13 protein-coding genes are annotated in these 14,243 nt (G+C 62.7%); 11 read left to right on the plus strand and 2 right to left on the minus strand.

The features are described 5' to 3' along the window. Positions 1 to 2: 2 nt before the first annotated feature. The 8 genes from HX868_RS28330 (at position 3) to HX868_RS28365 (ending at position 10,651) form a co-directional block, all read left to right on the plus strand. Entirely contained in the window at positions 3 to 944 is a 942-nt protein-coding gene (locus HX868_RS28330) for an ABC transporter permease (protein WP_016977189.1), read from the plus strand. Further along, a complete protein-coding gene (locus tag HX868_RS28335; protein WP_177005112.1) occupies positions 941 to 1,819 on the plus strand; it encodes an ABC transporter permease in 879 nt (292 codons plus the stop codon). Before HX868_RS28330 ends, HX868_RS28335 begins: the two co-directional genes overlap by 4 nt. After that, on the plus strand, positions 1,816 to 3,459 hold the full coding sequence (locus tag HX868_RS28340) for an ABC transporter ATP-binding protein (RefSeq protein WP_016977187.1): 1,644 nt from the start codon (positions 1,816 to 1,818) through the stop codon (positions 3,457 to 3,459). The genes HX868_RS28335 and HX868_RS28340 overlap by 4 nt, the downstream gene beginning before the upstream one ends. 111 nt (positions 3,460 to 3,570) lie before the next feature. Continuing rightward, positions 3,571 to 4,824 carry an OprD family porin gene (locus tag HX868_RS28345; protein ID WP_016977186.1) on the plus strand — a complete coding sequence of 418 codons (1,254 nt, stop codon included), beginning with the start codon at positions 3,571 to 3,573 and terminating at the stop codon, positions 4,822 to 4,824. Between the two features lie 130 nt (positions 4,825 to 4,954). Continuing rightward, positions 4,955 to 6,073: a succinylglutamate desuccinylase/aspartoacylase family protein gene (locus HX868_RS28350; protein ID WP_177005113.1), complete on the plus strand. Its 1,119-nt coding sequence runs from the start codon at positions 4,955 to 4,957 to the stop codon at positions 6,071 to 6,073. Between the two features lie 27 nt (positions 6,074 to 6,100). Further along, positions 6,101 to 7,294, plus strand: a complete 1,194-nt coding sequence (rocD, locus tag HX868_RS28355) for an ornithine--oxo-acid transaminase (protein WP_177005114.1) — start codon at positions 6,101 to 6,103, stop codon at positions 7,292 to 7,294. Further along, complete coding sequence (acnA, locus tag HX868_RS28360) at positions 7,291 to 9,945, plus strand: aconitate hydratase AcnA (protein WP_177005115.1); 2,655 nt, start codon at positions 7,291 to 7,293, stop codon at positions 9,943 to 9,945. Before rocD ends, acnA begins: the two co-directional genes overlap by 4 nt. Further along, positions 9,938 to 10,651, plus strand: a complete 714-nt coding sequence (locus HX868_RS28365) for a transporter substrate-binding domain-containing protein (protein WP_177005116.1) — start codon at positions 9,938 to 9,940, stop codon at positions 10,649 to 10,651. Before acnA ends, HX868_RS28365 begins: the two co-directional genes overlap by 8 nt. Here HX868_RS28365 and HX868_RS28370 read toward each other — a convergent pair. Continuing rightward, positions 10,637 to 10,999, minus strand: coding sequence for an NUDIX hydrolase (locus tag HX868_RS28370; protein WP_177005117.1), 363 nt, complete (start codon positions 10,997 to 10,999; stop codon positions 10,637 to 10,639). The genes HX868_RS28365 and HX868_RS28370 overlap by 15 nt on opposite strands. A gap of 126 nt (positions 11,000 to 11,125) precedes the next feature. Between HX868_RS28370 and HX868_RS28375 the strand changes: the two genes are divergently transcribed. Continuing rightward, on the plus strand, positions 11,126 to 12,106 hold the full coding sequence (locus tag HX868_RS28375; RefSeq protein WP_177005118.1) for a Gfo/Idh/MocA family protein: 981 nt from the start codon (positions 11,126 to 11,128) through the stop codon (positions 12,104 to 12,106). Between the two features lie 36 nt (positions 12,107 to 12,142). Next, positions 12,143 to 12,772 carry a ribonuclease T2 family protein gene (locus tag HX868_RS28380; protein ID WP_177005119.1) on the plus strand — a complete coding sequence of 210 codons (630 nt, stop codon included), beginning with the start codon at positions 12,143 to 12,145 and terminating at the stop codon, positions 12,770 to 12,772. Here the strand turns inward: HX868_RS28380 and HX868_RS28385 are convergent. Next, positions 12,763 to 13,629 carry an AraC family transcriptional regulator gene (locus tag HX868_RS28385; protein ID WP_177005197.1) on the minus strand — a complete coding sequence of 289 codons (867 nt, stop codon included), beginning with the start codon at positions 13,627 to 13,629 and terminating at the stop codon, positions 12,763 to 12,765. The two genes, HX868_RS28380 and HX868_RS28385, sit on opposite strands and share 10 nt — an antisense overlap. A gap of 108 nt (positions 13,630 to 13,737) precedes the next feature. Between HX868_RS28385 and HX868_RS28390 the strand changes: the two genes are divergently transcribed. Next, positions 13,738 to 14,148 (plus strand): hypothetical protein, encoded by a 411-nt coding sequence (locus HX868_RS28390; protein ID WP_177005120.1) that lies wholly within the window; start codon positions 13,738 to 13,740, stop codon positions 14,146 to 14,148. The last annotated feature ends 95 nt before the right edge of the window (positions 14,149 to 14,243 follow it).

Here is a 14,243-nt window from a genome sequence, read left to right on the forward strand (position 1 = left end):
GGATGTTTCGTTTTATCTCCCAACGCCTGGCGATGTCGATTCCGACCTTGTTGCTGATCTCGCTGATGGTGTTCGCGATCATCCGTCTGGTTCCGGGTGATCCCGCGTTGTTGATGCTTGGCGACATGGCCGATGCCCACAGCCTGGAGGTGGCGCGTGCGTCCCTGGGGCTGGACCAGCCGTTGCCGGTGCAGTTTGTGATCTGGCTCAAGGCGGTGCTCAGCGGTGACCTTGGGCATTCGATCACCACCAATGAGGCCGTGTTGCCGCTGATCCTGGATCGGTTCCAGATGAGTGCCGGGATTGTCTTGGTGTCGGTGTTGTTGGCGGCCTTGATTGCGGTGCCGGCGGGTTTGCTGTCGGCGTGGAAACAGGACAGCGCGCTGGACTTCGGCGTGGTATCGACGGCGACGCTGTTGCTGTCGATCCCCAGCTTCTGGCTCGGCCTGCTGTTGCTGTATGCGTTTGGCATCAAGCTGGGCTGGTTGCCGGTGGTGGGTTACGTGTCGTTCGGCCAATCACCCTGGCAAGCCTTGAGTTTCATTGTGCTGCCGATTGTCACCCTGACGTTGGTGGAGCTGGGTGCGATCACGCGGATGGCGCGGGCCAGTGCAATTGAAGTGCTGCGCCTGGAGTACATCACCCATGCGCGGGCCAAAGGCTTGTCGGAGCGTGCGGTGCTGTGGCGCCATGCGCTGCGCAACTCATTTGCACCGACCTTGACCCTGATCGGCCTGATCCTCGGCAACCTGCTCAGCGGCATCGCCGTGCTGGAAACCGTGTTCACCCTGCCGGGCATCGGCCGGCTGATGGTTGACGCCATCTACGCCCGGGATTACCCGGTGCTGCAGGGCTGCCTGCTGCTGGTGACCTTTGTCTATGTGCTGGTCAACCTGTTGGTGGACCTGCTGTACCCGCTCTTCGACCCCAGGGTTAAGTTATGAATAAGCCACTGCCTGTTGCACCCGAGGTGCTGTTGCCTGCACCGGTGCGTGCCCCCAGGGGCTGGCGCGTGCCGCCGTTGAACGCGCTGATCGGTGCGTTCCTGTTGGGCTTGCTGTTGATCATGGCCGCGCTCGGCCTGGTGTGGACGCCCCACGACCCGCTGGCGCTGAACTTGCTGGCGCGCTTGCAGGCGCCGACCGCCGCACACTGGCTGGGCACGGATGAATATGGCCGCGATGTGTTGAGCCGCCTGATGATCGGCGCGCACACCAGCCTGTGGGTGAGTGTGCTCACGGTGAGCATGGCGATTATCGCCGGTACGTTTCTCGGCTTGCTGGCCGGCTTCCTGCGCGGCTGGGTCGACCGTGGCCTGATGATGATCAATGACGCGTTGCTGGCATTCCCCGGCATCCTGTTGGCCCTGGGTCTGATGGCGATCATCGGCCCGAGCCTGTACGGCATCGTCTTCGCCCTGAGCCTGGCCTATACGCCTTCAGTGGTGCGCGTGGTGCGCGGCACGGTGCTGTCGCTGCGGGAGAAGGAGTTTGTCGAAGCCTCGCGGGTGATCGGCAACTCCGAGCTCTACACCATGCTGCGCCACATCGCACCGAACTGCGTGGCGCCGGTGTGTGTGCTGGCCACCAGCATGTTCGGCTGGGCAATTCTTGCGGAGAGTTCGTTGAGTTTTCTCGGCTTGGGCGTACCGCCGCCGGCGGCGACCTGGGGCAACATGCTCGCGGCGAGCCGGCCGTACATCGCCACGGCCAGTTGGCTGGGGCTGTTTCCCGGTGTCTGCATCGCCATGGCGTTGCTGGCGTTCAACCTGTGTGGCGACGCCTTGCGTGACCGCCTTGATCCACGGATGAGTAAATGAGCATGACTGACGTATTACTGGCAGTCGATCACCTGAAAATCCGCATCGGTGCTCACGGCCCGCTGGCGGTCAATGACCTGAGCTTCACCATCGCTCCCGGCGAAATCGTCGCCTTGGTGGGCGAGTCCGGCAGCGGCAAGACCATGGCCGCCCGCGCCGCCATCGGCCTGTTGCCGCCGCCGCTGGAACACTGTGGCGGCCAGGTGCGCTTCCAGGGGCACGACCTCAACAGCCTCAAGCCTGAGCAATTGCGCGAGCTGCGTGGGGCCAAGATCGGCATGGTGTTTCAGGAACCGATGGTCTCGTTGAACCCGTCCATGAGCATCGGCGAGCAAATGGCCGAGGGCCTGCGCCTGCACACCAAGCTGACGGATGCGCAGATCCGCGAGCGCAGCCTGGAGATGCTCGGCCATATCGGCATCAAGGACGCCGAGCGTTGCCTGACGGCGTTTCCCCACGAGTTCTCCGGCGGCATGCGCCAACGCATCATGCTTGCCTCGGTGATGCTGCTGCGCCCGGCGCTGCTGATTGCCGATGAACCCACCACCGCACTGGATTGCCTGGCGCAGCTGGACGTGTTGAAGCTGATGCTCGACCTCACCCGCGAGCAGGGCACGGCGATTCTGTTCATCAGCCATGACCTGTCGCTGGTGGCGCGCTACGCCCACAAGGTGGTGGTGATGCGCGAAGGCCGCGCGGTGGAGCAGGGCACCATTGAACAGATTCTGCTGGCGCCCAAGGCCGAGTACACCCGGCAGTTGCTGGAGGCCTTGCCACGTCGCGGGGTACTGGCGGACTTGCCCCAGGCCGACGGCCCGCTGCTGACGGTCAAGGACGTGTGCATCGAGCATCCTGGCCCGCGCAGCCTGTGGGGCCGCACCGCGTTCAAACGCGTGGTGCATTCGGCCAACCTCAGCATTGCACCGGGGGAAACCCTGGCGCTGGTGGGCGGCAGCGGTTCAGGCAAGACCACCCTCGGCCGCGCCATTGTCGGCCTGAACAAGGCCTGTGCCGGCGCTATCGAGTTTGAAGGAGTGGACATTCTCAAGTCCGGCAACCGCGAGCATCGCCTGCAATGCCAGATGATTTTCCAGGACCCGTACTCGTCCCTCGATCCGCGCATGAAAATCGGCGACATTCTTGCCGAACCGTTGCGCCATGTGCCCGGCATGAGTGCCGAGCAGAAACGTGAACGGGTCACCAAGACCCTGCTGGACATCGGTTTAGCCGAGCAGTTTGTCGACCGCTTCCCGCACCAGCTCTCCGGTGGCCAGCGCCAGCGTGTCGCGATTGGCCGCGCACTGGTGCGTCATCCTCGATTGGTGATTGCCGACGAGCCGATTTCGGCGTTGGACATGACCATCCAGAAGCAGATTCTGGAGCTGTTCGAACGCCTGCAGGCGCAATACGGCTTTGCCTGCCTGTTCATCTCCCACGACCTGGCGGCGGTGGAACGCATCGCCCACCGAGTGGCGGTGATGAGCGAGGGCAGGGTGGTGGAAATGGGCGCCCGCGATGAGATCTTCGACCGCCCGCAACACCCTTACACCCGCAAGTTGCTGGCCGCTGCCAGCCCCTTGGAGAAGCTTGAAAACGGTGGCTACCGCATCCGCCAGGGCCCCGTACCGCTAGCGCTGTAACCCAGGACTGACTTTGCCCGCCGCGCAAATCCCGGATTTGCGCGAACGGCGAAGCCATGCCCGAAGAACAATAAAAACACCCCAACCCCCACACTGCCAGGAGCTAAAAAAATGAAAAAATCCCTGACTCAACTCATCACCGGCGTAGGCGTCGTGAGCAGCGGGATGATCCCGTTCGCCGCCCATGCCGACTTCATCAAGGACAGCAGCGGCACGCTGGAATTGAAGAACTACTATTTCAACCGTGACTACCGTGAAGAGGCCAGCCAATCGGTGCGTGCCGAATGGGCCCAAGGCTTTTTGCTGGGGATCAAGTCGGGCTTTACCGACGGTACCGTGGGCTTTGGCCTGGATGCCATCGGCATGCTTGGCGTGAAACTCGACTCCAGCCCGGACAAGTCCGGCACCGGCTTGCTGCAGCGTGACAGTGACAAGCGGGCTTCCGACAGCTATTCCAAACTGGGCGTGACCGCCAAGGCCCGCTTGGCCAAGAGCGAGCTGCGCGTGGGCTACCTGGTGCCGGACCTGCCGACCCTGCAACCCAACACCAGCCGCCTGTTCCCGCAATCCTTCAGCGGTACGCAACTGGTGTCCAACGACATCAGCAACCTCAAGATCAGCCTCGGCCAACTGGACCAGGCCAAGGACCGCGACTCCACCAACTACGAAGACATGAAGCTGACCACCATCAGCAAGGTCTACAAAAGCACGGCCCTGAGCGACCAGTTTCGCTTCGCCGGCGGTGATTACTCGCTGACGCCCAACACCTTGCTCAGCTACCACTATGCCGAGCTGGACAGCATCTACCATCAGCAATACGGCGGCTTCAAGAACAGCTTTGGCCTGGGGCCGGGCAACCTGAAGACCGACGTGCGCTACTTCAAGGCCGACAAGGACGGTGCGGGCCTGGCCGGTAACGTCGACAACCGTGCCTTGAGTACACGCCTGACCTACCAGTATGGCGGTCACAGCATCGGCGGCGGCTTCCAGCAGCAGTACGGCACCACGCCGTTCACCTACCTCGATGGCTCCATCAGCTACCTGTTCACCGAATACCAGTTCACCAACTTCACCCAGACCAAGGAGCGCGCCTGGCATGCGCGTTACGACTACAACTTCGCCGACCTGGGCCTGCCGGGCCTGTTGTTCGGCATCAAATACGCCAAGGGTGATTCGGCTGAGGTGATCGGCTTCAACGGCGAAGGCCGTGAATGGGAGCGCGACCTGGACATCAGCTACGTGGTGCAGACCGGCCCGTTCAAGGGCGTGTCGATGCGCTGGCGCAACGCCCTGGCCAAGGGCAACTTCTACAACGACGTCAACGAAAACCGCGTGCTGCTGGGCTACACCCTGGCGCTCTGGTAGCCACAGGCGGGGCGGCCTGGGCTGATCGGTTTTGCAGATCAAGATAGCCCCGGCCGCCCTTACAGGCGATCACCCGGTCTCGTTAGTATTTTCTCAAGTTCTGTCACTCGAATATCGAGACTTCTGCGTTATGAAACTTAGACAACACCCCTTGCTGCAAGCGACACAGGGCACCCACCGGTACGTGGAAAGTGAGCATTACGGTGCAGTGGGTGCCGGTCGGAAAATCTATATCCAGGCGGCGCTGCATGCCGATGAAACCCCGGCGATGCTGGTGGCTGCGCACCTGCGCCAGCAACTGGCGGCGCTGGAAAATGCCGACCGCCTCAACGCGCAGATCGTGCTGGTGGCCGTGGCCAACCCGGCCGGCCTGGGCCAATACATCCTGGGCGCGCCCAGTGGCCGTTTTGAACTGGGCAGCGGGCGCAACTACAACCGTGGATTCCCGGTGCCTTATCAGGCCATCGCCGAAAAAATCGAGCACCGGCTCGGCCAGGACATCGACGTCAACCGCACGCTGATCCGCCAGGCCTGGGGTGAATGCCTGCGCGCCGCCCAGCCGATGGATGAGTACCAGTCGCTGCAACAGACCCTGATGCTGCTGGCCCACGATGCCGACATCGTGCTCGACCTGCATTGCTCTCGCGAAGCGGCAATGCACCTCTACACTGGTGAGTCGGTGTGGCCGACCATCGAGCCATTGGCCCGTTACATCGGTGCCGAGGCGACCTTGCTGGCGACTGATTCCCAGGCCAATTCCTTTGACGAAGCGCTGTACTTGCTGTGGGTCAACCTGCGCGAGCGTTTTGGCGCGCGTTTTCCGATCCCGGACAGCAGCATCGCGGTGACGGTCGAGCACCGTGGCCAGCGTGACGTGTCTTACGAGCTGGCGGACCATGACGCCACCGCGATCATCGATTACCTGACCCACCTCGGCGCCATCGATGGCACCCCGCGCCCTTTGCCGGCGCTGCGCAGCCCGGCCACGCCGCTGGCGGGCAGCGAGCAGTTCTACGCACCGAGTGCCGGGGTGCTGGTGCACCGTGCGGCGGTGGGCAGCCGGATCGAAGCAGGGCAGGCGCTGTTCGATATCGTCGACCCCCACAGCGGCAAGACCGTCACGGTCAACAGTCACAACACCGGTGTGCTGTACATGCGCCGAGATGTGCGGTTTGTGAAACCGGGGGACCCGTTGGGTCGTGTCTCCGGAGCTACACCGATTCGCAGCGGCAAGCTGCTCAGCGCTTGATCCGATATCTACTAGGCAGGACTCTCCATGCACTCCAACCCGGCAATCACCCTCGAAAACCAATTCTGCGCCCATAACTATTCGCCACTGCCGGTGGTCATCGTCAAGGGCGAGGGCGTCTGGGCCATTGGCGATGACGGCAAGCGCTACCTGGACATGATGTCGGCTTATTCCGCCGTCAGCCACGGCCATGTGCACCCGCGTATCCGCGCCGCCGCCGTGGCGCAGATCGACAAGATCAGCGTGGTGTCCCGGGCGTTCTACAGTGAGCCGTTGGGCAACTTCCTCAAGGCGCTGTGCCGCATCAGTGGCTTCGATTCCGCGCTGCCGATGAACAGTGGCGCCGAAGCCGTGGAGACCGCGATCAAGGCGGCCCGTCGCTGGGGCTATCGGGTCAAGGGCATCGCCGCGAACCAGGCAAAGATCGTCGTGGCCGACAACAACTTTCACGGGCGCACCTCAACCATCGTCGGCTTTTCGTCCGAGCCGGACTACAAGGCCGACTTCGGCCCGTTCTGCAACGGTTTTACCGAGGCACGCTTTGGCGATATCGAGAGTTTCCGCCAGGCAATCACGGCTGACACTTGCGCGGTGTTGATCGAGCCGATCCAGGGTGAAGCGGGTATTCGTGTGCCGCCAGCCGGGTTCCTGCGCGAGCTGCGCACCTTGTGCGATGAGACCAACACCTTGCTGATCCTCGATGAGATCCAGTCGGGCCTGGGCCGTACCGGCAAGTGGTTTGCCTTCCAGCACGAAGGCATTCGCCCGGATGCGCTGATCCTGGGTAAAGCGCTGGGTGGCGGGATCATGCCGGTGTCGGCGTTTTTGGCGGATCACTCGATCATGGATCTGTTTGATGCCGGCAGCCACGGCTCGACCTTCGGCGGCAATCCGCTGGCCGCCGCCATTGGTCTGGAAGCCCTGAATGTGCTGGAGGACGAAGGCCTGATCGACAACAGCGCGCAGCTCGGCCATTACCTGGTGGAACGCCTTACAGCGATGAAATCCCCAGCGATCCGCGAGATTCGCGGGCGTGGATTATGGGTCGGTGTGGAACTGGACCGCGATGCGCGCCCGATCTGTGAGGCGCTGCTTGCCGAGGGCCTGTTGACCAAGGAAACCCACGAAAACGTGCTGCGTATTGCGCCGCCATTGTCCATCACCCGCGAGGAACTGGATTGGGGCCTGGCGCGCATCGAACGGGTATTCGTGCAGTTATGAGTGACGCTCTCAACCACCTGCACATCGACGGGCAGCGCTACGCCTATATCGACCTGCATAAACTGCTGACGCCTGCGCAATTGCACCGACTGCCGTATTCACTGCGCATTCTGCTGGAAAACATCGCCCGGTGCGCCCCGGCCTCATTACCTGCCGTGCTGGCGCGCGCCACGGGCGAAGGTCCGGACTGCGAGGTGCCGTTCCAGCCCAATCGCCTGATGTTCCATGACACCACCTGCCTGCCGGCCTTGGCGGACTTTGCCGGGATGCGTGATGTGGTGGCGGAACTGGGCGGCGACCCGACAGCAGTGAACCCGGCGATCCCGGCGGTGTTGACCATCGACCATTCGGTGATTGTCGAGCACTACGCCGAAGCGGGTGCGGTGGATGCCAACCTGGACATCGACTTTCGCCGCAACAGCGAGCGCTACCGTTTTATCAAGTGGGCCCAGGCCAGCCTGGACAACTTCAAGGTGATCCCGCCAGGTACGGGGATCATCCACCAGATGAACATGGAGTCCATCGCGCAGGTGGTGTGGGAAAGTCCCGCTGCTGACGGCGGTGTGCTGCTGCATCCCGATTGCATGGTCGCCACCGACAGCCATACGCCCATGATCAATGCCATCGGTGTATTGGGCTGGGGCGTGGGTGGGTTGGAAGGGCAGGCGGCGATGCTCGGTGAGCCGGTGCCGATTCCATTCCCGCAGGTGGTGGGGATTCGCGTGAGCAATGCCTTGCGCCCTGGCGTGACGGCGACGGACCTGGCGTTGACCGTGACCGAATTACTGCGTCGACGCAGCATGGTGGGCAAGTTTGTCGAGTTCAGCGGGCCGGGGCTGGCATCATTGAGTTGGGCGGCCCGGGGCACGGTGGCGAACATGGCGCCGGAGTATGGCGCGACGGTGGTGTTTTTCCCATTCGATGACGAGACCTTGTCTTACCTGGAATTGAGCGCACGGCCGGCGCCGTTGCTGGCCAAGGTCTCGGCCTACATGGCGGCGCAGTCGCTGTGGCGCCAGGAAGGTGAGCCTGAGCCGCAGTTCGATGAGTCGATCGAACTGGATCTGGCCCAGGTGGAACCGAGCGTGGCCGGTCCGCACCAGCCCCATCAGCGTCAGTCGCTGGCGCAGGCGGGTGCCTCGTTTCACCAGCATGTGCAGGGTGAGACCGGGCAGCAGTATTTCGAGCCGTCTTTTGATGCCCCGCTGACTCACGGCGCGGTGGTGATGTCCGCGATCACCAGTTGCACCAATACCGCCAACCCGGCGCAGATGGTCCAGGCCGGGTTGCTGGCACGTAATGCGCGGGCGCGCGGCGTGGGGCGCAGGCCGTGGGTGAAAACCTCGTTGTCGCCGGGCTCGCGGGTGGTGGCGGATTATCTGGAATCGGCAGGCTTGCTGGAGGACTTTGCCGCGCTGGGCTTTGAGCTGGCGGGCTTTGGTTGCATGACCTGTATCGGTAACTCCGGCAGCCTTGAGGCGCATGTGGAGGCCTTCGCCGAGCAAGGGCTCAAGGGGGTGGTGGTACTGTCGGGCAATCGCAATTTCGAAGGTCGGGTCAACCCGAAAGTCCCGGCCGGTTACCTGGCATCGCCGGCATTGTGCGTGGCTTATGCGATTGCCGGGAGCATCGACATCGACCTGTCCAGCCAACCGCTGGCACTGGACGTCCAGGGCAGACCGGTGTACCTGCATGAGTTGATGCCCAGTGATACCGAGGTGGCGGCGCAAGTCGCGCACGTGGTGCGACCCGCGTTGTTCCAGCGGCGCAGTGAACTGCTGTGGCAGGGCACGCATCACTGGCAGGCGCTGGAGGCCGATGGCAGCGTGCAGTTTGCCTGGCATCCGGACTCCACCTATTTGCGCCGTCCGCAGTACCTGGCGGATGTGCAGCCGTTGCCGGCGACGCGCTTGTCGGTGCGCGATGCAAGGGCGTTGGTGGTGCTGGGCGATAACGTCACCACTGACCATATCTCACCGGCCGGCACGATTGCGTACGAGAGCCTGGCCGGTGCATGGCTGCGGGAGAGAGGCGAGGCCGAAGTGGATTTCAACCAGTACTCGACCCGCCGCAGTAACCACGAGGTGATGGTGCGCGGTGCCTTTACCAACCCGCGCCTGAACAACCTGCTGGACCCTTCGCAAGCACCACGCCAGGGCGTGTGGGCGTGGAATGCCGATCACAGCCACTACCAGCCGCTGTACCTGGCCGCGCAGAGCTACGTCGGCACGCCGACGGTGCTGTTCGCCGGGAACAACTATGGTGCGGGCTCCAGCCGCGATTGGGCGGCTAAGGTGCTCAGCCTGCTGGGGATCAAGGCGGTTGTGGCGCGCAGTATCGAGCGTATTCATCGCAGTAACCTGATTGGCATGGGCGTGTTGCCGTTGGTGTTCAGCGAAGGGGAGACGGTGCAGCACTTGCAGCTCGACGGCGGCGAGCGCCTGACCTTCCTTGGCTTGGATAATCTGCAGGTGGGCGAGAACCCGATTACGCTGCAGATTGATCGTGCCGATGGCCGTGTCACCCTGAGCCCGTTAGCGTTGCGCCTCGACTCGCTGCAAGAGCTTGGTTACCTTGTGCACGGCGGCGTGTTGCCGTTTGTGATCCGCAAGACCGTGCAACGGACCCGCCAAGGAGCGCTTGATGATTGACCCCCGCGTACTGCAACAATTGGCCCCCGATGGCGTGCTGCGCGCCGCCATCAACTTCGGCAACCCGGTGCTGGCGCAACGTGGTACGAACGCAGAGCCCCAGGGTGTTTCCGTGGCGCTGGCCAAGGCGCTGGCTGCAGAGCTGGGTGTAGAGTTGCAGCTCATCACGTTTGAGGCGGCGGGTAAGGTCTTCGCGGCCTTGGCCGAGGACGTCTGGCGCGTGGCGTTCCTGGCTATCGAGCCAGTGCGTGAAAAGGAAATCGCCTTCAGCGCGCCGTATGTAGCGATCAAGGGCACGTATCTGGTGGCGGCAGACTCACCTTTTACGCACGTCGCACAACTGGATGCGCCGGGCCGACGCATCGCCGTCGGCCAGGGCGCGGCCTACGATCTGTACTTGAGCCGAACGGTCGAGCATGCCGAACTGGTAAGGTCGCCCACCTCAGCGGCTGCAGTAGATTGGTTTATCGAACAAGCGCTGGATGCGGCGGCAGGGGTGCGGGACTTCCTGCAAACCCAGGTCACCGCGCAAAGGCGCTTGGTGCAGGACGATTTCATGACCATCCGCCAAGCCATGGCCGTACCGGTGGCGCACGCAGCCGCTGCCGCGTTCGTCAGGTCCTTTGTCGAACGGCAGAAAGAGAATGGCGGGGTGAAGCGAGGTCTGTTGGCCAGTGGCCAAAGCGCTGAACTACAGGCGACGTAGAAAGGATTTAACGATGTGTCGGGTGGCGTCCGTGGTGTCCAGGTCATCCATGGCGCCATGGGGGTGCCACTGGCAATCGATTATTTCATTGCAAGGTTTTGCATCGGCGATGTTCACCACCGACGCTTCGAACACGTGATGGAGAGTGTCGCGGGCTTTGAGCTCCTGCAAGTACAACAAGCCGTCCACGTTCAATCCGGTTTCTTCTTCCAGCTCGCGCTCAGCCGCGCCAACCGGCCGCTCATTGCGTTCGACCTTGCCGCCCGGCAGCGCCCATTTCGATCTGGCCTTGCGCACGAAGAGGATATGCCCCTCGTGTTCGCAAATGACCGTGGCCCTTATTTTCATCGTCTGTGCCCCTCAGCAGGATGGGTGTCATAAAAGTGTAATGCAATTGTCATGCTAAGTGGTTATGGCGCTGACGTGTGGGGATGTGGATACTGCCCGATTGATCAAAACGCACGAGGAGAGCAGATGAGCACCGTACGCTGGGGCATGATCGGCTGTGGCAGTGTCACTGAGTTGAAGAGTGGACCCGCTTTCTACAAAGCGCCAGGTTCTGCGCTGGTGGCCGTGATGGGGCGCCGTGAAGACGCGGTGCGCGATTATGCGACACGCCACGGCATTGCCCGCTTCTACACCGACGCCCAGGCCCTGATCAACGATCCCGAAGTGGATGCGGTGTATATCGCCACGCCACCTGACAGCCACCTCGAGTACAGCCTGATGGTGGCCGCCGCGGGCAAGCACTGCTGTGTCGAAAAGCCGATGGCGTTGAATGCCGAGCAAAGCGCATTGATGCAGCGCACTTTCGAGCGTGCCGGCCTGCACCTGTTTGTCTCGTATTACCGCCGCTCGCTGCCGCGTTTCCAGCAGGTGCGTCAGTGGCTGCAGGACGGGCGCATCGGCCAACTGCGCCACCTGACCTGGACCCTGTGCAAGCCACCAGGCGCCGACGATGCCAGTGCCGCCAATTGGCGCACCGACCCGCTCATCGCCGGTGGTGGTTATTTTGCCGACTTGGCCAGCCACGGGTTTGACCTGTTCCAGTACCTGGCCGGGGATATCGTCGAGGTCTCGGGGTTCACCGCACGACAGGCCGGGCGCTACGCCGCCGAAGATGCGGTGACTGCCTGCTGGACGTTCGCGTCCGGCGCGTTGGGCATGGGTTGCTGGAACTTTGTCGCCGACCGCCGCGAAGACAAGGTCGAGTTGATCGGCAGCAAGGGGCGCATCACTTTTGCCGTATTCGACGACCAGCCACTGCGCCTTGAAGGCGAGGTGGACGAAGTGCTGGAGGTGCCTTGCCACGCGCATATCCAGTGGCATCATGTGCTGGCCATGAATGCCCATATTCGCGGGGAAGCCGAACACCCTTCCCAAGCGATCGAGGCGTTGAAGACCGATCGGATCCTCGACAAGGTGCTACAACGTAACCCCCATCATCCTGGGTAGGTGCAAGAGGGTTTTGTTTTTTCGAGGAATAGACGGATGAAATACTGGATGCTGGTGTGGTTGGTCATAGCCACCAGTGCAATGGCTGCGCCACGTGAGCAACGCCCGGCAGGGGACTTTGATTTTTATGTGTTGTCGCTGTCGTGGTCGCCCACGTTCTGCTTGACGCACCCGAACAACGAGCAATGCACAGGTAAAGGCTACGGCTTTGTATTGCACGGGTTATGGCCGCAGTACGCCCGTGGCGGGTGGCCGGCGTCGTGCGACCCGCAATCGCGGTTGTCGGCCGACGACATGGCCAAGGGCGCGCTGATGTTTCCCACACAGGCATTGCTCAAGCATGAGTGGGCCAAACACGGCACGTGCAGCGGCTTGGGGCCCACGCGTTACCTGGATGCCACTGATGCGGCACTGGGCGCAGTTCAGATTCCGCAGCAACTGCAGCCGTTCAATGTGCCCAGTTACCTTGAGGCACAGGACATCGAACGCCTGTTCCGCCAGGCCAACCCAGCCATGGGCGATCACAGTGTGGCGGTGATCTGCAAGGGCAAGGTGCTGGCCGAAGTGCGGGTGTGCCTGAGCAAGGAACTGCGCTTTGCCGGCTGCCCCAAAAGTGTGAAGACCCAGTGTCGCGGCGGTGATATTCGCATTCCGGTTCAGCGCTGATCCGGCGTCTGTTGCGCGTGCAATGCGATGGTCGCGGCGGCGTTGGCTGTTGACGCACCGGCGCGATCAGCGAGGTAACGTGCTGGCGGCTGGCCTACCGCCTTGCGGAACATGGTGATGAAGCCGCTGGCGTTCTCATAGCCCAGGTCCAGGGCGACCCGCTGCACACTGTCGCCCCTGGCCAGGCGTTGTAGTGACAGGATTACATGCAGCTGCCGGCGCCAACGCCCGAAACTCAGGCCAAATTCTTCCAGCAACAGGCGGGTCATGCTGCGCTCGCTCATGCCGATGCGCACGGCCCACTGGCCGAGGGTGGCCTTGTCGCTGGGGGCGGCCAGCAGGCTGTCGGCCAGGCGCCGCAAGCGCGGGTCCTGAGGCATTGGCAGGTGCAGGTCCTCAATGGGCGCCTGGGCCAGTTCGTCCAGCAGCGTGCGGATCAGACGGCCCTGCGCGCCGTCCTCCTCATACAACGGCGGGAAGCTCACGGCCTTGCTGATCAGTTCATGCAACAGGCCGGACACCGACAGCGTGCAGCATTGCGGGGGCAGGGCGCCGGCGGCGTCCGGGTCGATCAACAGGCAATACACCTGCGCTTGGCCGGAACCGCGTGCGGCGTGGGACAGGCCGCCGGGAATCCACAGCGCGCACTGGGGCGGCACGATCCAGATGCCGGCCTCGATCTGACAATGAATCACCCCGCGCAGGGTGTACATCAACTGGCCCTTGCGATGGGAATGCGGTGCATGCTCCCAGCTCTCGGACGTGCTGGTGGAACTCACGGCGATCACGGCGCGCGGGAGCAGGTCGGCGTCCTTTACTCTGGAAGGGTCACGTTGGTCGAGGCGGTGGTGTTGCATGGCGACTTTACGCTTGGCTGAATTGCGAAACATTCTGGCTATTCTGTGCAATGCCGTCTAGTGGGGTGGTCGTTATAGTGAGATCCATTCTCAACAAGGAGATTTGCCATGCGACTCGACAGCTCAACATTCCCAGTGGTGAAAATCGTCTTCGACGCGCCCAACGAGGGCGGGCCGGAGGATGCCTTCCTGACCTTCGAAAGCCTGCTGGCCCGCCAGCAACCCTTCCTGTTGCTGCACGAGAAATCCGTGGATGAGAACAACCACGAACACTCTCATGAAGAGCGCAAGCAAGCGTCGATCTGGATGAAGAGAAACAAGCAGGCGCTGCGCACCTACGTCAAAGGCATGATCCAGGTCGAGCCCAGCGCCGCACAACGCCTGGCACTCAAGCCGTTTGCCGTGATGTTCGGCAAGGCCTGGGGCTACCCGCTGCTGGTGGTGGAGTCCAAGGATCGCGCCTGGGCGCTGGCGCGAGATGTGCTGGACGAGCAGGTGTCGGATGTGGCGCATTTCTAAGCGCTGGCCCGCTTGTAGGCACCGGCTGCCGGCGATAGGCCCTCAAGATTTGCATCGCACCTGGGGACGCCATCGCCGGCAAGCCAGCTCCTACA

Origin of the sequence: Pseudomonas reactans (genome assembly GCF_013385825.1) — a bacterium.
Taxonomy (GTDB): Bacteria; Pseudomonadota; Gammaproteobacteria; order Pseudomonadales; family Pseudomonadaceae; genus Aquipseudomonas; species Aquipseudomonas reactans.